We start from the raw sequence: 19,397 nt of genomic DNA on the forward strand, positions 1-19,397 counted from the left end.
CTTGGAAAATATGGTATTTAAGAGAAAGGCAGCTATCTTAATACAATTATACATTTTTATATTTTCATTTTCTCGGGGGTGTATTATAATTGTAGGGGGTGAATTTTATGAATGACAATCGTATTTACCGTGAGACCGGAGAATACTTTTTTAAGAATGGAAATTCCATATTTATTAACTATGTCGATGAGCTTGTAATGCCTCATCTCCACGTTCACGATTTTATAGAGATATCGTACGTAGCCTCCGGCACAGGCATCCATATTCTTGGCGATAAGGAATACCGTGTTAGTAAGGGGGATTTGTTTCTCATTAATTACAACATTCCACATGAATTCAGGTCTTTTCCGGCACCGGCTGCTCCGGTTATGGTATATAACTGCGTATTCAAGCCGGATTTTATAGATGTTAATCTGATTGATTATACTGAGTTTACAGATGTAATCCAGTACTTATCTTATCGTTCCATCTTTTCTCTGGAAACGGATACAGCTGAGGACATTAGGATTTTAGGTGGCGAGAACAGTAATTTAGAGGCAATCTATCAGAAAATGCTGGAGGAATATAACCGTATGGAGGAAGGTTATCTTGAACTGCTGCGGGTATATTTAATCGAACTGCTTATAAAGATTTTTCGCTTATTAAAGAACTCCGATACCGGCACTACAGGAATAATGTCTCAGCATGCCAGACTAATGGAACAGTCCATACAGTATTTAAAACAGAATTATGCCGTTAATACCAGGCTTTCAGAGCTTGCCTCCCAGTCCTTTTTAAGCCCCACTTATTTTTGCAGGCTCTTTAAGGATTATGCAGGTATGACCATATCCGAATATGTACAAAAGCTTCGGATTGAAGAAGCCTGTAACCTGCTCAAATCATCCGACCATAAAATCATAGTCATAGCTGAACTGGTGGGTTATAAGGATATTAAGTATTTTAATGAGGTGTTTAAAAAGCTTACGGGCATGACACCAAGTGGGTATAAAAAACTTTATGGAGGGAATGGTAAGAATTCAGTAAATCCATTACCTGAATATAAATAAGGATTATATTTTTGAGAATTTTATTCGCTTAAACCAGAACAAATTTACATAAAATATAATCCTTATTCTATGCCAGGGCTGGTGTCCTTACATTATACAGATCCAAGGGTCTAAACTAATCCGCTAAACCTGGTTAAATCAGTAAAGCTGCCTGGACAGTCGTAAATAATCTTACTCCACTGTTTTCTCTATTACTGCAATATAGGTACTATCCGGCAATCTGACTGTATTTCTGTCCTCATCATAAAAAACAATTTTTTGTGACAGGGCTATGGTGTAGCCTTCCTGAAGAAAATGCTTAAACTCTATGAGTTTAGCCTCCTCACCGAATACTGTCCTAATAAAATCTTTGAATCCACTTGGAGTAAAGTACCCGAATTGTTCATTTACTTCATGGACATAAGACTTTTCTCCCCAGGTATAGGTGTAGAGAAATTCCATGGCATCATTTACCGGCATCAGTACTTCATTCTGCCCCACTACAGTGTATTGAATTTCTCTTCCTTTAAAATCTTTTGCATATCGCTCTAAAAACTGCATGCCTTCCTCAGATAAGAACCTGATAATTCTCTTTTGGTTTGCCGGTTCTGTCATAATACCATCACGGATTATGATTCTGCCGCCTTTTGGTAAAACCTGAAATACACTTTTAAAAGCTGCCGCCAAAGTAGCCAGATTGAATTTTTTATCTTCAAATTCGATATAGGAAAATAATTCGTGGAGTATGGAACAAAAGATAATGGTATCCACCCTTCCCTTTTCAATATATTCCCCTAGATTTAGGGCATCTCCGTATAGAACATCCCATTTTCTGTTTTCCAGCTGTTTCTTCTTTTTGAGACTGTCTAACACATTTTGCGCAATGTCGACACCCAAAACCTTTTTCTCTGGATATTTGTCTTCAATCAGATCCATTAAAGCTCCGCCTCCCGGACCAATATCCACGACACTATTACCAGTTATATAGTCCAGTATAGCTTTTTTGTAATCAATGGTCTGGTTCATGGTATTAAGATAGGATTCCTCTTCATAAAAACGGTCATATTTATCCTTTCTAAGTCCAAACAGGTCAAATAACAGAATAATAGCCCTCTCATAAAGCACGTCGGATTTTTCTGCTTCAATACAAAAGTCAATGAGCTTACTGCCGGCTTCAGAAAACCGAAAATTAAAAAACACCGTATCATCCAAATCGTTCTGAAAAGAAACTTCATGGGTTGTGTGGGGATTCTCTTTATAACAGCCTTTCACTATATTATCTATGGTGAGTTCTGAAAGATACTTCTCAATAATCCTTTTTTTATAAATATTTACCCGCTTTCTGCCTTCATGCTGGTAATAAATATTCTTCATCAGCCATTCAAAACTGATGTGTTTGATTTGTCCAGAATTGGCGGTTTGGAAGGTAAGCAGTAATATTTTTATAAACTCTTCAAAAGTAAAGTCAAACAGTGCCGCTTCCACATACCATAAATCGGCGGCTGCCAGAAGCTTTGTTATCGGATCTGCAACCCTTGGATTTAAGAAGAACCGGCTATACTCTGCTTCAAAATCCTCACCATTTTTTATGGATACGGATCGCAGCAATCTTATTCGGTCTTTAAGCTGGTATTGCAGTTTAAATTGTCCTGTCAGTACTACCTCTATTATCTCCTCTGCCTGCTTACCGATTCTATTCCATATCTTCTCGTCTACAGCAGATATGATGCAGTAGTTAAGGGCTATCAGCAATTCTTTTAATTCAGCGGCTGACATCTTATGGCTTTTTACCAATTCATAAAGGGGACGGTTGTCGGTCAGGGGAACCTCTCCCCTTATGTATTGACCGATAAGACCATGGGTCAATATGAGAGTATATATAATCTGTTTGGTGTCCGGATTCGATTCTGTGGATTCTTTCAGATAGATTTCAGCAGAACCAATATTATGAACCGATAAATTAATATGTTCTTTCAACCACTGTTCTCTCTGATGTGAAAGACCTGACTTTGCAACCTCAGACCATTTTAGGGTTTCTTCCAGGAGATACCTGGAAGAGCGGCTTAGCTTTCGTCCCAAAAGCAGGTTTAGGGTTTTTTCTACATAGCTTAATACATAGTTGCTATTCTTCTCTTCCAAAGAACTGACCCGCTCCAGATTCACATTCCATTCTGAGGTCAGCGCAAGAAACAAAAGCCATTTCTCCTTTTTTAAAATCCTGTAATCACCGCTTTTTACTTTTTCAATGGCAATTAATGACTTTAAGGGTATATCCTTATTACTTTTAACTTTGTCATTACTTTCAACTTTGTCATTACTTTTATCCGGACTTAACTGCTTCATTCCCCATTACCTCATGATATCAATTTTTTCCAATTATACTACAATACTTAGGGAATATCCAGTCGGTTTTTGTAAAACCTTAGCTCTTTGTGTTATTTTTTTGCAGTGCGATTTTTATACTTATTTCGTAGATACTTTGATCTCATATTAACAGAATTATACTTATTATTTCAGAACAAAGAAAATGCTCTCTTTCAATCTGGTAAGTTTTACTTTTTCGCTTGACCGACTAAAAGAGAGCAAGGACCTCTTATTTATTTGATTTTCAGCACATAGTTTCATTCCGTTACTAAGTTTCATTCTAGAAAATTACTTGCTGTTCATATTACTTTATTACACCTTACGCGGTAATTACTTGATATCGTTCACTTTCAAGGATTTCAAGCATTAAATTCATTGGGTCGAGGTTCTTTGATTTTACCATATCGAATATTTTTGGTGAGGAACCGGATACCAGTGCTGTACCGCTGTCATGGATGGTTACCGGAACCTGTGTGTTACGGCTTTGTACATTCCAAAATATTACGTCTGGCAATTGATAGCCTTTTGATTTGAATAAACGCTTTGCCTGTTCGAAGTTTGAACGGTTTGCATTGTTTGTGCAGGTATCAAATTCCATATCTGAAATAATAAAGATTTTAGCAGGCATTTCAGACTGGGGCAGCTTATATTTCACAGCAGTTTTTAAGATTAATTGAAATACTGCTTCCAGGTTTGTATTGGCTACTTCATTAAAGCTTGCCGCATATCGTACCTTTTCTGTGATATCCATGCCCTTTACTTCAATAAGCTGAGGAGTTTCTGAGAAGGTAATAAAGTGGTTTGCGAAAGTACCCGTATTATGCTCGGCAAAATAAATACCCAGGGATAATGCCGCTTCGTAAGGCTTTGGAGTACCGCCGCCGCAGTACATAGAACCGGAGCCATCCACAACTGCTATGGCATTTTCGCCAGTTCCATAGGCAGTGAGATTTTTCCAGGTGGTATCTAAGACCTTTCTTTCATCTCCCGTCAAATTGCCTCTTAACGCTTCCCGGATAACCTCATAGGGGTAAAGGGAACCTGTTTTTAAAACTGCAGTACCTAACTGGACTTTAGTTATAAAATCCACATAACGCTCCTTGTCACCTCGGATAAATGCCTTTCTATATTTAAACATTGCCTTTGAGGGCTGTTTTTCATAAGAAAAGGAATAATCTGTTTCCCGCAAATGATTTTCAATTATATCGATGTGCTTACGAAGCTTAGCCAGTGTCTTACGATATTCCCTATCCGAAAGTTTTAAGGCACGGGCAATTTTCTTACCATTTTTTACGGTCTGCTCATTAGAGGTATTAACCGAAGGCAGCCACTTAGCAAGTAGGGAAATGCTATTATCTCCTGTCTCCATTCCATTCATATCACGCTTAAGCTGGTTGGCTATCAGTTTCATGACAGCCCCTTCTAACGAGGTGCCAAACAAAGCAAAAAGATCATCATATCTGCCATACTCTGATACCTGCTCCAAGTTCCTAAGAACCGTATCCGGAGCGTTTTGCGCAAGCCAGTTCAGACAAATGCGGAAAATCTTCCGCTCTCCAAGACCCCCACGGATATCTCTTGCAAAAAAGAGTATTTTCATAGCAAGCTTTGGATTCTCTGTATATGCCTGAGAAAATGCTGTAATAACTCTGTCCTCTTCTGCATTTCTTAGTGCACCAGCCTGAAAAAAGAAATCAAGACAATAATTATAGGTAGAACGGTAAGTCACCGCACCATTCTCCGTATATGTAATATTAGCTTCCCTTTTTAAAAATTTTAACATAATAATCTCCCTCTGCCGCATTAACGGCTGATACTTTCTTTTCATTTTCACGATACGTTCGGGGTCCTCTTATCCCGAATAATCTGGAGAGTTGTCTGCTGACCGTATCGTTCTTTGTACACGGCATATTAAATGCTCTACCTATCTGAGCTACGGATAGAGTATCCGGCTGGATTCGAACCAGCGACACCATTTTATTTGCTGTAAATGCCGTTTTACTTTATCTACAAGACACAGATTCTCACTTGGAAGGTGGATTGTTCATTGCAGTTTGTGTCTTTTTCAGTCCCTCGATACATTGCGGGTTTGAACCGCATTCTTTTCGTTAATAGACGATTGGTTACCTTGATTGCTGTATGTATCGCTTCTTGACTGTATGACATGATTATAGCAGAGAGAATTTACCATATCATATAAAAAAAGTTGCGAAAACAAAAAAAGAATTTTTCATTCTGCTAAATCATACCTTGTCAAAACCTGCAAACTCATAAGCAAAAAAGTACCAAAGACCAAGGCAGTATCCTGGCAGGCTTGTAATTTTTTTGTATCGGAAAGGTCCCCCTGGAACTTAAACTTGGTGAACTGCGCCAAGGAGGAAAAGAGCAACTGTTTGAACGAAGTGAGTTTTGCTCATTTCCTCCTGCTTTAAGCAGTTCACCAAGTTTTAGTGACAGGAGGGTTCTTTCCCTACAAAAAAATTACAAGCCTGCCAGGATACTGCCGAAACTCCACGCCATTTATTCTTAAAACATATACCCTAACTCCCCCACATCCGTCTTGTAACCACTCGGTTCTATCTGCTATAATAAGACAAATAAGGTGTGTGAAGATTGAAGGTTTCTTTCAAACTACTTATTAAAGCAATAATGCAGACAAGTCTGTGTTATGCAGGAGGTATAACCAATGAGTGATTTTTCTGAACTGATTAAAAACTTCGATAAGGTCAGAGATTACATGAGGGACTTTTATATCTATGGTTTTAAAACACGTTCTGATTTTAACTATAAAAGCCTGCGGACCTATGATAATGAAAAACGGCGGATTGAAAGCTGGCTGGGTGACCTGATTCGATTTGATAATAAAAGAAAAGGTAAACAGATCGCCATCTCTTTAGACAGCGGACAGCTATCTGCAAATCCTCTTTACAAGTCACATAAATCCAAAAGTTTTACGGATAATGATGTTACCCTGCATTTTTTTATTCTGGATATATTAAAGGTAGAAGCAGAGTTATCTGTAGAAGAAATTACGGACAGATTATGCGATTGTTATGGCAAACTTTTTGAATCCCAGACCGTTCGCTTAAAACTGAAAGAATATGTAGATGAAGGTATCTTAATACAGAAAAAATACGGTAAAACCCTTCGATACAGCTTATTACAGGAGTATCCGGAGACCCTCACCTCTAATACCAGGGAACTTGCTGACGCACTCACCTTCTTCTATGAAGCCCTTCCTTTTGGCGTTGTGGGCAGTTATCTGCTTGACAAGATGGAGGTAAAAAATGAAACCTTCCTGTTTAAGCATCATTTTATTGTCCATACCCTAGACGATTATATACTCTTTACTTTCATAACCGCCATGGAGGAAAAACGCAGTGTAGCTATTGTTAATTTCGGTAAGAAAAAACGTGAGACCCATCTCCTTGGAGTTCCTATGAAACTATTCGTCTCAACCCAGACAGGACGGCAATATATCATATTATATAATCCCTCCATAAACCGGTTCAACGCCTACCGTTTGGACTACATTAAATCCGTTAAACTGCAAAAAGTCTGTGAAGAGTATGATTCTTATAAAGCTCTCTTTGATGAAAACAAGGAACTGGTTTGGGGCGTTTCCTTCGGAAATACAAAACCGCCTGTACATACGGAAGAGTTTAAGATGGTTCTGCGTATAGAAGAACAGCGGGAGCAGTATATTATAGATCGTTTGAAGCGTGAAGGCAGAACTGGAACGATTACCCGGGTTTGTGAGAATACTTATTCCTTTTCTATAAAAGTATTTGATACCAATGAGATGATGAACTGGGTTAAAACTTTTATTGGCAGAATTATAACCCTTGAAGGCTCAAACCAGCAGGCTATCAACAATTTCTACCGGGATATCAAACGTATGAAAAACATGTACAAGGAGGAGTAACAATGGAACTATTCTCTGAAATCTATAACTGTTATTATTCCGTTATCGCAAAGATATTAGAAACTTCACCTCTGACGGAAAAGCAGATGCAGGAATTAATTCTAAACAATGCTTTCTCAGAATCGGCGGTCTATCTTATGCCTAAGCTTTGTAAGGAAGAGGGATGGGGTCTTCTTGCGAAAGATAATGCCAATTATTCTTCCCGTCTTAAAACGATACCTGAACTCCCCGTTACCCTTCTTGAAAAGCGCTGGCTTAAATCCCTTTTACAAGACTCCCGTGTTCGATTATTCCTTGAGGATACTACATATAAGGAACTCTCAGATCGCCTGTCGGATATCAAACCACTTTATCAGGACAAACATTTTAATTGGTTTGACATCTTTGCTGACGGCGATGATTATAAGAGTCCTACCTATGTTAATAACTTTAAACTGATACATAAAGCAATCCCCTTAAGAAATATCATCACCATAGTATTCAAATCCGGCAAAGGGAAATTCATAACCGGAGATTACCTGCCCTGCCGACTGGAGTACTCCCAAAAGAATGATAAATTCCGGTTATATGCAGTTAAGATGAAGGGATTAACTATAGTGGCTTTTTGTACCATCAATTTATCCCGAATCAGGCATATCAAAAACACGGACCTAATCTATCCGGTTTCCATTGATATGGAACAGATATTTAAATCGAACCGGTGTAAAGAACCGGTCACCCTTGAAATCAGAACAGAACGTAACGGGCTGGACCGCTTTATGATGGAGTTTGCAGGATATGAAAAACAAACTGTCTTAGACGAGGAAAGTGGTATCTGTACTGCCTCCCTCTGGTACAATCTTAAAGACGAAACCGAACTTTTAATTAGGCTTCTTGGATTTGGACCAGTTCTTAAGGTAACCGGACCAATACGAATGCTTGAGCAGATAAAAAAACGGGTCAACCATCAATATGACCTGCTGTATCCCTCCGACCAGTAAGAATAGAAACTATCCCCTTTAAGGAATTAGGAATTCGTGTATCATAAAGAGCCGCCGCAAATTGCAGAATATCAAACCAGGAATAGAATACAGGACATATTAAGTATTCTCTCTCAGATAAAGATATTCTTTGAACTTTACGACAGCCCTTAAGTATCTAAACTGATATCAATTTCTTAGCTATATCATTCATTTAGAGGTGTTCCCATTACTTTAACATCCCATAAGGAATATCCATAAGGCAGTGCCCGTTGTATTCCCTGGAACTTTACATATCTCGCATTTACTGTATTAATGTCAATGGTTTCTATATTCCCGCTGCCATTGGACTGATTATAGACTTTTTGATATGTCTGTCCATCGGTGGATACGAGGATATCATATTGCTTTCCGTAAGCAGCTTCCCAGTTAAGGATTAACTGATTAATCCGGTACGTGCTGCCAAGGTCAATGGTAAACCATGCATCATCTGCAAAATTTGATGCGAACCTGGTACCATTATTGGAGTCTGTAAGATTAGAAGCCGGAAATACCTCATTTTCAACACCGGAACAGTCGACGTTCTTACCGGCTGCAACATCTGTATTAGTTACCGGCGGTTCCGGGTCAACACTGCCCTCAGGTTTGTATACACGTACATAGTCCACCAGCATAGAAGCAGGAATATCACTTGGGCTTGGTGTTATTCCGCCATCAAACATGCCGCCAATGGCAAGATTCATGATAATATAGAACCGTTGATCAAAAGGAGCATTCTCATCATTTGGTGCACCATTTGAATACCATTGTTCACTGGTTGCCTTATAAAAACACTTGCCATCTACATACCATTTAATCGTATCTGCTTCCCATACTACACTGTACACATGGTAATCCGAGTCAATTGTCTGGCCATCTGGGAATGCATAGTCACCCCCAATATAGGTATTGGCAGGCCACTGACCACCATAATGGATTGCTCCGCTGCTGGCTCCCGGCAAACGGCCTCTTGCTTCCATAACATCAATTTCCCCGGAGGCTGCCCAGGTTCCGTAAGTATCATCATTGGGAAGCATCCACAAAGCCGGCCACATTCCATTTCCCCTGGGAAGTTTTGCTCTGAAATCAATTCTGCCATAGGTAAAGGTAAACTTATCTTTTGTAGTAATCTTACCGGAGGAATACTGCGCATAGCGGTTCGGATCCTGAGGGAAGGACTTGGGTTCTTCATACGCTACTAAATTTAATTTACCGTCTCTTACAAAAACATTCTTTTCCCGGTCCGTATAATATTCCATTTCACTATTACCCCAGCCCCAAGTACCTGGGTCATCATTAATATAGTATCCGGTATTATAATTCCAATTGTTTATATTTAAAGCAGTACCGCTGAATTCATCCTGCCAGATTAGGTTCATACCGGAGATATTCGGGTTATCCGGTGTACCAAGTAAAATATTGCCAAGGTCTGAATCATCCGGTCTTGGAGCGTTTGGATTACCAATGAAGGTATAGGTAACATAGTTATTGCCAACACTACCGCCTTTTTGTCCGTTAAGGGGATATCCAATACGAAGCTCAAGGTTTTGCTGAATGGGACGGAACCAGAGTCCATAGATATAATCTGACCAGTAACCCCATTGGTTGGCAGAGGACAGGTTATCATAGCCTTTATCCGAATAGCGGAAACTGCTCTTACTAAAATCTCCCAAATCTACCCATGTCCCATTTACTTTTATTTCATAGATAAAGTTGCCAAGTTCTGACTTCACTGCCGCACTGCCGTCAATCTTTGGAAGCGGAACACCAATGGAGCCCGATTGGTCTGCTGTAAACGTTGTAGTTCCATCATAAGGGGTAACCGTATAGGAATTTCTCACCGGTGCATCATATAGTATGGTATAAATCAAAGAAACCCCTGATGTTTTTGATTGTAGTTTAACCTGAATCGTTTTATCCACATTAAACCAATAACCGCCTCCGCCGTCTGTAAACTGACCGAAATTATTGTCATAAATCCAACCACTGGACGGATTATCGAATAATTCAATCCACTGTGTATCATTGGCTGCTTTTACATAGACAATTAAATCCTCTGCAACTGCGGCATATGGCAGGGAAGCATTGCCATTAAATACCGGGTAGGTAAAGCCTGCACCCCCTGTAACTCCTGCCGTAATAGTCGGTCCCTGGGTCGCTGTCATGGAAGTGATAGTCGCTTTTCCTATATTGGTAAATTCTAAGGTATAGTCAAGAGTCACTCCACTTGTTTTAGAGGCTAACCTGATATAGGTAGTCTGTGAAACCGTAAACCAATAACCGTTAAAACCACTGTCTGTCCAATTTCCCCAGTTTACATTATAGGTAAATCCGGTATTGTCATCAATATTTACCCAATTACCATTGACCTTGACCTTGACTGCCAGATCACCGGCTACATCCGCATAGGTGGCAGCTCCGCCGTTAAAAATTGGCATGACGAATCCATAGCTGGCCTGTCCCACACCGGAGTGTGAAATAACAGGACCGTCCGACGGCGAAAAATAAGTCATGGAAGTAATGGTTGCCGCTGCCTGGGCTGTCTGGCTCACCCCTGCCACAGGCGATAATAGTAACCCCAGAACCAGGACTACTGACAGGACAAGTCTGCTTGTCCTGTGATTGAAGCATTTTCCCTTCTCTAAAAACCGCTTCATAAATAACCTCCTTATCATAATATAGTTTATAGTTACGTTTTGTCGGAAAAGAAGCAGGCGATAAACTTAAGCCGCCCCATTTCTTTACATAGGATGCTATCTTTATTTTACAAACCAGAATGCGAGGAAAGAAGTTGTTAAATTTTAGAAAAGGTGTCAAAATTTTATTTTAAAGCTTCCACCTCCCTATAATTAAAATTTATTTACCTCAACTCATATTCCTTATACTCTACCCTTACAAAAACTGTAAAAACTATATTGACAGTGTAATTGGGTAATGCTATAATTTAATCACGATTAAATCACGGTTAAATCTTGGAGGTATACTTTTGAAGCTATTGCCAAACTTGCTGTCCTTTGCCAGAATTGCTTTATCTATACTAATGTTACTGCTAACCGTATCATCCGGTTTATTTTTAATTATCTATCTTTTCTGCGGTTTAAGCGATATTGCAGATGGATATATTGCCCGTCATTACCATGTTGAAACCAATTTAGGTGCCAAACTAGATAGTCTGGCTGATTTTATTTTTTGGTTAATTGTTTTTTATATATTAATCGTTCGTATTAATTTTGAGATTGATAGTTTTATCTTAACTATTTCAATCCTTGTAGCATCCGTCAGATTAATTAATTTTATAATTACGAGAAATAAATTTAAACAGTGGGGAATGATGCATACTCTGGGGAATAAGCTTACCGGTTTGGTTCTGTTCCTGGCATTTCCTCTTTGGGTATATTTGGGGGTTGTCCCATATTTCCTTGCTGTTATCCCCCTCCTCTCCTCCTTAGAAGAGTGCCTAATCTTATTAACCGCAGATACTTATGATATCAATAGAAAAAGTATCTGGCAGTCTAAAAGAACTCTGACATAATTCGATACCTTAAATAAAAATACTTAGTGGAAAGAAGGACACGTAAAAATGAATGAAAATGCAGGTGCAAAAGAACGGATTATGGAAGTAGCCGTAAAGCTTTTACAGGAACAAAAAGACATAGACAAAATAACAAACAGGCAGATTGCGGAAATGGCAGGAGTAAACAGTGCGTTAATCAATTATTATTACCAATCCAAAGAAAATCTTATTAATATTGCCGTGGGATACTGTATGGAGGATATTGCCGAAACCATATTGAAAAAGTCCACCGATGAAAAACACCCTGTATACCGGGTTAAAAATCTGGTGAAAGCCATATCCGGCTTTGCTTTTAGTAACTATACTTTTGCTGAAATTGCTTTTTCCTCGGAATTAAAACATGGGAGCATTAATACGATTCAGATCATTATCCCCTTACTGAAAGAAATTTTCGAAGATAAAAAGACTGATACTGAATTAAAATTAATGGCCTTTCAGCTTATTATCCCGATGCAGGTAATGTTTTTAAATGCAACCGAATACGCCAACTATTTATTTTATGATATTTGGGATACCAATTCGAGAAATGAGTTGCTGGATAAATTAGTAAATAACATATTTGAAAATTCTCTCGAAGATTTGGCTGTAAAATAAGGTATTTGTTTCTTCATCACTATAAGTCACCATTTAACATGTATTTTTAATTAAGAAAGGCAGGAGTATAATAATGAAAATTGATGTGAGGTATTTTACAAAAACAGGTCATACGAAGAAACTTGCAGAAGGAATTGCAAAGCAATTAGGGGTTATTGCAAAGTCAATCCCGGATCCCCTTGATGGGAATGTAGATGTATTATTTTTGGGGGAGGGGTTATACAGCTTTGATATTGACCCGGAAATGAAAGCATTTATTAAGACACTTAATCCCCGCAATATCAAGGAAGTTGTTGTCTTTAGTTCCGGATCTTTTGGAAACGCTTATGCTCCAATGAAAAGAGAACTATTAGCACAGGGATTAAAAGTATCCCCCGAGGAATTTCATTGCAAAGGCAATTTAGGCTTCATGCATAAGAATCGACCTAATGATAAGGATGTTTACAACGCAGCGGTGTTTGCCAAAACTATTGCGGGAAAATTGGGAGTATAATCTTATGGGTGACAGAAAAAAGAAGACACTAAAAAAAGCTGTTATTATAATCGTTGTAGGTATCGTAATTATAGGTTTAGGTACTTTAGGCGGTATCCAGTATGTTACAAGTGCAGGTAATGTTAAGCATGCAAGCAATGAAATCATTCTGCCCGCAGAGGACAGCAACCGGGCCGCATTAGTTATCTACCAGCCGGGCCGGTCGGAATTTGCAAAAGACATTGCTGATAATCTTGCAAAAGGCTTGAATGATTCCGGATATCAGGTGACGATAAATTATCCGGGAGAATTTTTACCATCAGATTTAGGGGCATATGATATCGTGGCCTTTGGAACCACTGTTTACAACGGTAATTTTTCACCGGTGCTTGGAGATTATGTTTCCGGTATTACTAATATCGACAACGGCAAGGTTCTGATTTATTCTACCGGGATGATGACTGATAATTCCACGGAACTGGATGGACTTAGTAACCTTTTATACAGAAAAGCAGACTACCAGGAAAAATTCTATTCCAATAAACAAGAGACTGAACTCAAACGGGCATATGAATTCGGCTCTTCCTTAGGTAAATCCTAATGAAGGGCTTACTTATTAAAAATGGTGCCAATGCCCTTACTGCTTTGAGGATTATAGGTACACCGGTCGCACTATTTGTTACAAATACTTTATTGGATCGAAACCAGGATACCGAACTTTTTAAATTTTTTGCGTTTCTTTACATACTTATTTGTTTCAGTGATTTCTTTGACGGAAAAGTTGCCCGCAAATATGGTATTGTTTCCAGATTCGGTACCGTATTTGATTTAATTGCAGACTTCTGTTTCGTAGTATTCATGCACCTTGTTATAATGATACATGGAATCATTCCGGCCTGGTTTATGATTGTGATTATAGACAGATTTTTCAATTTTATCATTACTTCTAAAATTGAAACTGACTGCACCAATCAAAGATTTAAACCTAAATTTGATAAGGCCGGCAAATACATTGCGGCTGCTATGTATATTCTGCCTTTTATTATTTCAGCCGAATACTGCTTTTTAGATCAGGGATTATTTATTTCAAAGCTGTTCCTATATGGTATTACAGGGATATCCATTGTTACGTCAATTTTAAGAATTCTGACTGTAAAATCTTTCTTTGTCCCAAAGGTTGACAAATTGAAATAAAAGGTGTGAAATAAAGTAAGACAGATACAGGAATGCTTGACAAGTAGTTCTCAAGGGGGAGAATCGGTAGAAAGGAAGAATTTTTTAATCTGATGGATCAATATTCTCTGTTAATTAATTATATTACACTCTTTTTAAGTCTATTTGCGTCTTTACAGATATATATAAGGCACGTTGGGAAAATAGAGTTAAAGAGTATTCCTCCCTTTAAAGCTGCCGTCTATGTCGTGCTTATTTTACTAAGTACCATACCTTTATTGTTTCATACGAATCTGTCACGGTTAATAAAATTAGTATTTCTACTATTTATTATTATAACAGCAATGAATGACTATATTACTTATACACTGTTAAAAGGGCTGGCTATCATTTACGCAATTTCAATACCCCTTGACTGGCTTTATTCTTATTTGGGTTGGCTATACATTCCCTTGTTTAGTATAGCAGTTATGGTATATGTATTTTTATCCATACTTATAATTGATAATAATAAGATTATATCTACCCTGATCAAATTCTTATTTTTAGCCGCTTTTTTTATAGAAATTTTGATCCTTATGAAAGTAAAGTCCACAACCAGCGGAATGTATAAACCAAAAGAAGGATTTATCGCCGATATCTTTGTGTTTTTCAATATTTTTGAAGCTCTTTTATATGAAGCTTATATAAAATTACGTAAAAGAGACAGCCTGGTGAATTTTTTAAATAAAAAAAAGCTTTTATTGGATAAAATTTATACCACAAAGGAAGAGGAGCTAAACAGCCAGACCATATATAGTTATATTACACAGCATATGAAAGAAAACGAAGATGCAGCCCATATACTGGATTACATTCAGCTAATTGATATATCCTGGAATATATTGATTAACTATTCAAATAAGATAAGCAAGAGAAATAATATAGATCTAACCTTTGAGATCGGCGATAAGGATTATCATATCTTACACCAGATGGTATTAACTTCTTTACTATATACGGTAGAATATCTGAACCGTGGAAATCAGCCTCAATTAACGAATGGAACTATTAAATTAGAGGAAAACGGGGGAACTATCGAAATAAATGGTTTTGTAGATTGCTGCAAAAATAAATCATGCTATTCAAAAGAAAATGAAGTAGATGACTATATGAGCAGATATGTGAGGAAGGCCGATGCCTGTCTGAATAAATACATAGATAACGGAAAAGTCTTTATTCGTTTTTCCATACCCATAAGCGGGCTTAATAAATTAGACCGGAATATGGCTAAAGAGAACTTCTAAAGACTGCACAAATAAAGAGGAAATAAAATAAAATAAAATTTTATGTATTAAAAATAATTAGGGACTGTTGCAAAATTCAAAGTGTTAATTACTTGGGAGAGAATAAGGATTATGCCGCCTATTCGCGGATCATTCTACAAAATTTCTGAAAACATAATCCTTATTCTTAGCCCAAGTTCTATAACCTTACAATTTTGCAACAGACCCTTGTTTGCATTATATCCATATATATTCCCTATGAAATTCATTGATCTGCTCCAGAAACAATAACTTCTCATCTCTGTTTCTATCAAGCAGACCCGGAATTACTTCAAAATCAAGTTTTGCATTACGTGTACCAAACTTCACTAGGTCGCTTCGCCTCAGTAAAGTATTATATAAATCCATTGACAGTTTGTACCTGGAATCCAATTGCCGATCAATTGCATAGTTACGCTGTATCCTCTGGCCTCCGGCTGTAACCACACCGCTGTAGAATTCGGAACAGCAGCCCGAGCCGTAGGAAAAACAGCCGATCCGTTTTGGAGTATTAAATTCTCCGTAATCTATGATACCAAGGAGTGACAAAAATATGGTTGCCCCCATAACATTGCCTACCCTCTGGCAATAATTCATTCCGGGCATTACCCTTTTGTTGAAATCATTATCAATTTCTGCTGGGGAGGCTTTAAATAATTTGCGCAGCATGCTGCGGTGGGCACCTTTCACCATCCCTCCAAAGGGTGTGTGATAGGCAAGATAATCAAAGGTCTCCTTATAATCGACTCCCTCCACCCTCTTTTGATATTCCAGAAAGGACTGCTCACAGCAATCCAAATAGGATAAAAGGGATAAATCCGAATTTCCTGCCTCACTGTCCGGAATCGGACGGCAGGTATCCATAACTTCATATCCATAATAACCGTTAGCGCCTATATCAATTTTAAAAACAAGAGGTTTATCGCTTACTAAAATGGCTGCCGCCCCCGCTCCGGAACTGGGTTCGGCAAAGGACCAGTCTGCCGTTAAGGCTTCACCGCCGTCCACGGCCATAAAGCGTGTAATATCCGTTGCAATTACTAACGCCTTGGCACCTTTGGAACTGCCGGATAATATAAAATTAATGGCCGTCTGAAAACCTGCGGTTCCGGAATAACAGGCATTTTTCAGTTCAAATAACCGGCAGTTTCTGCTTAAGCCCAAATAATGGTGGATATAGGTACTGATGGATTTACCAAAATCAATCCCCGATTCCGTACAGGTGATTACCATTTCAATTTTATTTCTCTCTTCTTCACTTAAGGCATCTATAATAGGCTTGGCCGCATTGACCCCATAGGTAATCGGATCTTCGTAAGGCAATACCACTGTTTTTTCTTCCATAAGCAGGTTTTCAAATCTGGTAGTATCCAGATTACGATATTCGGCTAATTCCTTTACATTAAGATATGCAAGACCGCTATAAAAATTCATTGCTTCTATTCCGACACTTGTCATTTTTACCCCTATTCTTGCGCACGCTCATTGTACAAATCAAGTTTGTGGTGCGCAAGCACAAACTTGTGGTTGAAAAATTTATATTCAACCTGGCTCCCATTGCATGCCACATCTGCTTCAGATGTGGCACTGCCTCAAATCAGGGTGTGAAATGTCTTTTATTTCACACTGGCTCCCATTGCATGCCTCATCTGCTTCAGATGTGGCACTGCCTCAAATCAGGGTGTGAAATGTCTTTTATTTCACACTGGCTCCCATTGCATGCCACATCTGCTTCAGATGTGGCACTGCCTCAAATCAGGGTGTGAAATGTCTTTTATTTCACACTGGCTCCCATTGCATGCCACATCTGTTTCAGATGTGGTACTGCCTGCGTCCCTCTGAACATGTGATTTTCTGTATGGTGCACTTATTGCCATTTTATTAACTCTCCCAAGGTAATTTCCCTTGTGTGGCGAATTGATATATCCAGCTGATATTCTGAGAATCAGAGAACATCCTATGATTTGCCTCTATAGCTGTTTCTTTCTCTCCTGACAGCTTTTCATATAATTGATTTATGTATCTTTTATACTTGGTAATTCCTGATTTAGGCAGCCGTTCTAACCGAAGTAAATGCCTGCGTAAAAGAGAATCACTCTTTTCTTCACAGGCATCCACTAATCCCCATTCATGAGCTTTTAAGGCAGAAACCGGCTGTGTCATAATGGTAAGGTAATGTGCCTTTTGAAACCCGACACGCCGAATCAAAAAAGGTAATACACAGGCCGGAAAAAGACCGAATAACAGCTCTGACAAACTAAATTCGGCCGTATCATCCGCTAATACAATATCACAGGCGGCAGCAAAGCCGATTCCTCCTGCATTCACCTTGCCCCTGACATGAGCTATGGTGATATAGGGACCTGTTGTAAGCTTTAGCCACACCTCGTATAGTTCTTCTGAGTTATTGATACCTGCATTGCTGCTCCCGCCGGAAGCAATTTCCTTAAAATCCGCTCCGAAACAAAAAACCTCTGGTAGTCCTTCCAAGACAATAATATTGATCTGTTCTTCACACAGCGTCAACACCTCATAGAATTCCTCCACCATCAGGGTATTAATAGCATTTTTTGCCTCGGGCCTATAAATTTGGATATAACAGAGCTTATCTTTCCATTGCACTCTGAGCGTCTGATAATTCATATACTCCTCCTGCCAGGGAATCACGTAAAACCTCCTCGATGGTTTCTACTGCTTTATTGATACCATCCCGGTCAATTTTTCTTAATTCCCTGCCAAGTCTGGCATTATTGTCTATGATTTCCCGGCTGGTTATGGCTTCTTTAATCGCGGCGGCCAATTTTTTACTGGTTAGTTTGGAGCGACTTACTGCTTTTGGTATTAAATGTTTTTTATATAATAATGCTCCCTGATAATAATGGTCTAACATATGGGGGATTAAAACCTGGGGCACACCGGCCCAGGCTGCCGTATATACCGTTCCTGCTCCTCCGTGATGGACTACGGCCGCTACCTTGGGGAACAATTTATAATGGGGTACATATCCGATCATGTAAGTGTTCGTCATATCAACATTCGGGCACAAGTCAGCCCAGCCTTTCGAAATAATGGCCCTTACACCTAAGGTATTTATGGTTTCTTCAATTATTTTGCTGGTCTCTTTGGGATTCGGGTCACTCATGCTGCCAAATCCTATATAAACCGGCGGAGGACCGCTTTTTAAAAATTCGATCAGTCCGGGGTCCATCTCCTCTTCTTTTACTTCCGGCACATGCCATAGTCCTGTTTGAATGTAATTAAACTTATATTCCGGCACTTTATCCAGGGCTTCATTCACCGCAATAATACAGGTTTTAAAACTGTCCAGTATATGGTCATAGATATCTTTAATCGGTTTTAGCTCAAGCTTTTTCCGCTGCTCATTTATAATGCCGACCAGGGACAAATTAATAAATGAGTTTACGATGTGCCATAAAATCTTATTTACCCATTTGGGTAAATTCTGCCAGGGTATTACGGTGGGCGGATAGTTGGAAGACGGCATAAACTGTGTCACCAGGTTAAGGAATACAAAGGGTATCCCATATTTCTCCGCAATTGACGGCACTGCAAAGGGTTCGCCGCTGCCAACGATTAAATCCACATCTTTTATATTGTTTTCTAATTCAAATTGTCCGCCGATAATATCATGCAAGGTATTTTTAACCGCTTTTAACATACGGACGGGATGTCCCATATATCCGTTTAGATTACCGATAAGTCCGTTAATGTCACAGCCTGAGGAACAAAAATTTAAACCATAGGTTGAGATCCAGGTCTTTTCATTGGGCGGCGCGCACAGGATTACTTCATGACCGGCATGCTGCAGCTCAATTGCCAGTGCCAGTAAGGGGCGTACTTCACCGTGTGTACCTACAACGGTGATCGCTATTTTTCCCATATAAATTTCCTTCTTTCTATCTATTTTTTATATCTGATTTTTATTTCTTATCTTTCATTTCTTATCT

General features: G+C 38.8%; 16 protein-coding genes. 9 read left to right on the forward strand and 7 right to left on the reverse strand.

Going from position 1 to position 19,397, the window contains the following annotated elements:
• Positions 1 to 107 precede the first annotated feature (107 nt).
• A complete protein-coding gene (locus tag QA584_RS18430; RefSeq protein WP_278270560.1) occupies positions 108 to 1,046 on the forward strand; it encodes an AraC family transcriptional regulator in 939 nt (312 codons plus the stop codon).
• Between the two features lie 171 nt (positions 1,047 to 1,217).
• Here QA584_RS18430 and QA584_RS18435 read toward each other — a convergent pair whose 3' ends face one another.
• The 3 genes from QA584_RS18435 to QA584_RS18445 form a co-directional block, all read right to left on the reverse strand.
• Positions 1,218 to 3,368 (reverse strand): class I SAM-dependent methyltransferase, encoded by a 2,151-nt coding sequence (locus QA584_RS18435; protein WP_278270561.1) that lies wholly within the window; start codon positions 3,366 to 3,368, stop codon positions 1,218 to 1,220.
• Positions 3,369 to 3,708: 340 nt separating this feature from the next.
• Positions 3,709 to 5,172, reverse strand: a complete 1,464-nt coding sequence (locus QA584_RS18440) for a DUF2828 family protein (RefSeq protein WP_278270562.1) — start codon at positions 5,170 to 5,172, stop codon at positions 3,709 to 3,711.
• The gene (locus QA584_RS18445) at positions 5,144 to 5,299 is read right to left on the reverse strand and encodes a hypothetical protein (protein WP_278270563.1); all 156 of its coding nucleotides are present in this window, start codon (positions 5,297 to 5,299) and stop codon (positions 5,144 to 5,146) included. The genes QA584_RS18440 and QA584_RS18445 overlap by 29 nt, the downstream gene beginning before the upstream one ends.
• Before the next feature lie 776 nt (positions 5,300 to 6,075).
• On the opposite strand from QA584_RS18445, the gene QA584_RS18450 reads away from it, so the two are divergent.
• The gene (locus QA584_RS18450; protein ID WP_278270564.1) at positions 6,076 to 7,314 is read left to right on the forward strand and encodes a WYL domain-containing protein; all 1,239 of its coding nucleotides are present in this window, start codon (positions 6,076 to 6,078) and stop codon (positions 7,312 to 7,314) included.
• Between the two features lie 2 nt (positions 7,315 to 7,316).
• Positions 7,317 to 8,294, forward strand: coding sequence for a WYL domain-containing protein (locus QA584_RS18455; protein ID WP_278270565.1), 978 nt, complete (start codon positions 7,317 to 7,319; stop codon positions 8,292 to 8,294).
• A gap of 185 nt (positions 8,295 to 8,479) precedes the next feature.
• Here QA584_RS18455 and QA584_RS18460 read toward each other — a convergent pair whose 3' ends face one another.
• Complete coding sequence (locus tag QA584_RS18460; protein ID WP_278270567.1) at positions 8,480 to 10,969, reverse strand: family 16 glycosylhydrolase; 2,490 nt, start codon at positions 10,967 to 10,969, stop codon at positions 8,480 to 8,482.
• Between the two features lie 329 nt (positions 10,970 to 11,298).
• Between QA584_RS18460 and QA584_RS18465 the strand changes: the two genes are divergently transcribed.
• The 6 genes from QA584_RS18465 to QA584_RS18490 all read left to right on the forward strand — a co-directional run bounded on the left by QA584_RS18465 (position 11,299) and on the right by QA584_RS18490 (position 15,411).
• Positions 11,299 to 11,844 (forward strand): CDP-alcohol phosphatidyltransferase family protein, encoded by a 546-nt coding sequence (locus tag QA584_RS18465; protein ID WP_278270568.1) that lies wholly within the window; start codon positions 11,299 to 11,301, stop codon positions 11,842 to 11,844.
• Between the two features lie 48 nt (positions 11,845 to 11,892).
• The gene (locus QA584_RS18470) at positions 11,893 to 12,480 is read left to right on the forward strand and encodes a TetR/AcrR family transcriptional regulator (RefSeq protein WP_278270569.1); all 588 of its coding nucleotides are present in this window, start codon (positions 11,893 to 11,895) and stop codon (positions 12,478 to 12,480) included.
• Between the two features lie 73 nt (positions 12,481 to 12,553).
• Positions 12,554 to 12,973, forward strand: a complete 420-nt coding sequence (locus QA584_RS18475) for a flavodoxin family protein (RefSeq protein ID WP_278270570.1) — start codon at positions 12,554 to 12,556, stop codon at positions 12,971 to 12,973.
• A 4-nt stretch (positions 12,974 to 12,977) separates the two neighbouring features.
• The gene (locus QA584_RS18480; RefSeq protein ID WP_278270571.1) at positions 12,978 to 13,553 is read left to right on the forward strand and encodes a flavodoxin family protein; all 576 of its coding nucleotides are present in this window, start codon (positions 12,978 to 12,980) and stop codon (positions 13,551 to 13,553) included.
• Positions 13,553 to 14,146, forward strand: a complete 594-nt coding sequence (locus QA584_RS18485; RefSeq protein WP_278270572.1) for a CDP-alcohol phosphatidyltransferase family protein — start codon at positions 13,553 to 13,555, stop codon at positions 14,144 to 14,146. Before QA584_RS18480 ends, QA584_RS18485 begins: the two co-directional genes overlap by 1 nt.
• Before the next feature lie 92 nt (positions 14,147 to 14,238).
• Positions 14,239 to 15,411, forward strand: coding sequence for a hypothetical protein (locus QA584_RS18490; protein ID WP_278270573.1), 1,173 nt, complete (start codon positions 14,239 to 14,241; stop codon positions 15,409 to 15,411).
• Positions 15,412 to 15,627: 216 nt separating this feature from the next.
• Here QA584_RS18490 and QA584_RS18495 read toward each other — a convergent pair whose 3' ends face one another.
• The 3 genes from QA584_RS18495 to QA584_RS18505 all read right to left on the reverse strand — a co-directional run bounded on the left by QA584_RS18495 (position 15,628) and on the right by QA584_RS18505 (position 19,330).
• Complete coding sequence (locus tag QA584_RS18495) at positions 15,628 to 16,887, reverse strand: hydroxymethylglutaryl-CoA synthase family protein (RefSeq protein WP_278270574.1); 1,260 nt, start codon at positions 16,885 to 16,887, stop codon at positions 15,628 to 15,630.
• A gap of 423 nt (positions 16,888 to 17,310) precedes the next feature.
• Positions 17,311 to 18,072 (reverse strand): enoyl-CoA hydratase/isomerase, encoded by a 762-nt coding sequence (locus tag QA584_RS18500; RefSeq protein ID WP_278270575.1) that lies wholly within the window; start codon positions 18,070 to 18,072, stop codon positions 17,311 to 17,313.
• Entirely contained in the window at positions 18,035 to 19,330 is a 1,296-nt protein-coding gene (locus QA584_RS18505) for a glycosyltransferase (RefSeq protein WP_278270576.1), read from the reverse strand. Before QA584_RS18505 ends, QA584_RS18500 begins: the two co-directional genes overlap by 38 nt.
• Positions 19,331 to 19,397 lie beyond the last annotated feature (67 nt).

It is taken from the genome of Anaerocolumna sp. AGMB13025, assembly GCF_029689925.1.
Classification (GTDB): domain Bacteria; phylum Bacillota; class Clostridia; order Lachnospirales; family Lachnospiraceae; genus Anaerocolumna.

Coding starts and splice junctions, on each gene's coding strand:
- QA584_RS18495 (WP_278270574.1), bottom strand. CDS start 16,887: ATGACAAGTGTCGGAATAGAAGCAATGAATTTTTATAGCGGTCTTGCA.
- QA584_RS18450 (WP_278270564.1), top strand. CDS start 6,076: ATGAGTGATTTTTCTGAACTGATTAAAAACTTCGATAAGGTCAGAGAT.
- QA584_RS18455 (WP_278270565.1), top strand. CDS start 7,317: ATGGAACTATTCTCTGAAATCTATAACTGTTATTATTCCGTTATCGCA.
- QA584_RS18440 (WP_278270562.1), bottom strand. CDS start 5,172: ATGTTAAAATTTTTAAAAAGGGAAGCTAATATTACATATACGGAGAAT.
- QA584_RS18435 (WP_278270561.1), bottom strand. CDS start 3,368: ATGAAGCAGTTAAGTCCGGATAAAAGTAATGACAAAGTTGAAAGTAAT.
- QA584_RS18480 (WP_278270571.1), top strand. CDS start 12,978: ATGGGTGACAGAAAAAAGAAGACACTAAAAAAAGCTGTTATTATAATC.
- QA584_RS18485 (WP_278270572.1), top strand. CDS start 13,553: ATGAAGGGCTTACTTATTAAAAATGGTGCCAATGCCCTTACTGCTTTG.
- QA584_RS18445 (WP_278270563.1), bottom strand. CDS start 5,299: ATGCCGTGTACAAAGAACGATACGGTCAGCAGACAACTCTCCAGATTA.
- QA584_RS18460 (WP_278270567.1), bottom strand. CDS start 10,969: ATGAAGCGGTTTTTAGAGAAGGGAAAATGCTTCAATCACAGGACAAGC.
- QA584_RS18430 (WP_278270560.1), top strand. CDS start 108: ATGAATGACAATCGTATTTACCGTGAGACCGGAGAATACTTTTTTAAG.
- QA584_RS18475 (WP_278270570.1), top strand. CDS start 12,554: ATGAAAATTGATGTGAGGTATTTTACAAAAACAGGTCATACGAAGAAA.
- QA584_RS18490 (WP_278270573.1), top strand. CDS start 14,239: ATGGATCAATATTCTCTGTTAATTAATTATATTACACTCTTTTTAAGT.
- QA584_RS18470 (WP_278270569.1), top strand. CDS start 11,893: ATGAATGAAAATGCAGGTGCAAAAGAACGGATTATGGAAGTAGCCGTA.
- QA584_RS18500 (WP_278270575.1), bottom strand. CDS start 18,072: ATGAATTATCAGACGCTCAGAGTGCAATGGAAAGATAAGCTCTGTTAT.
- QA584_RS18505 (WP_278270576.1), bottom strand. CDS start 19,330: ATGGGAAAAATAGCGATCACCGTTGTAGGTACACACGGTGAAGTACGC.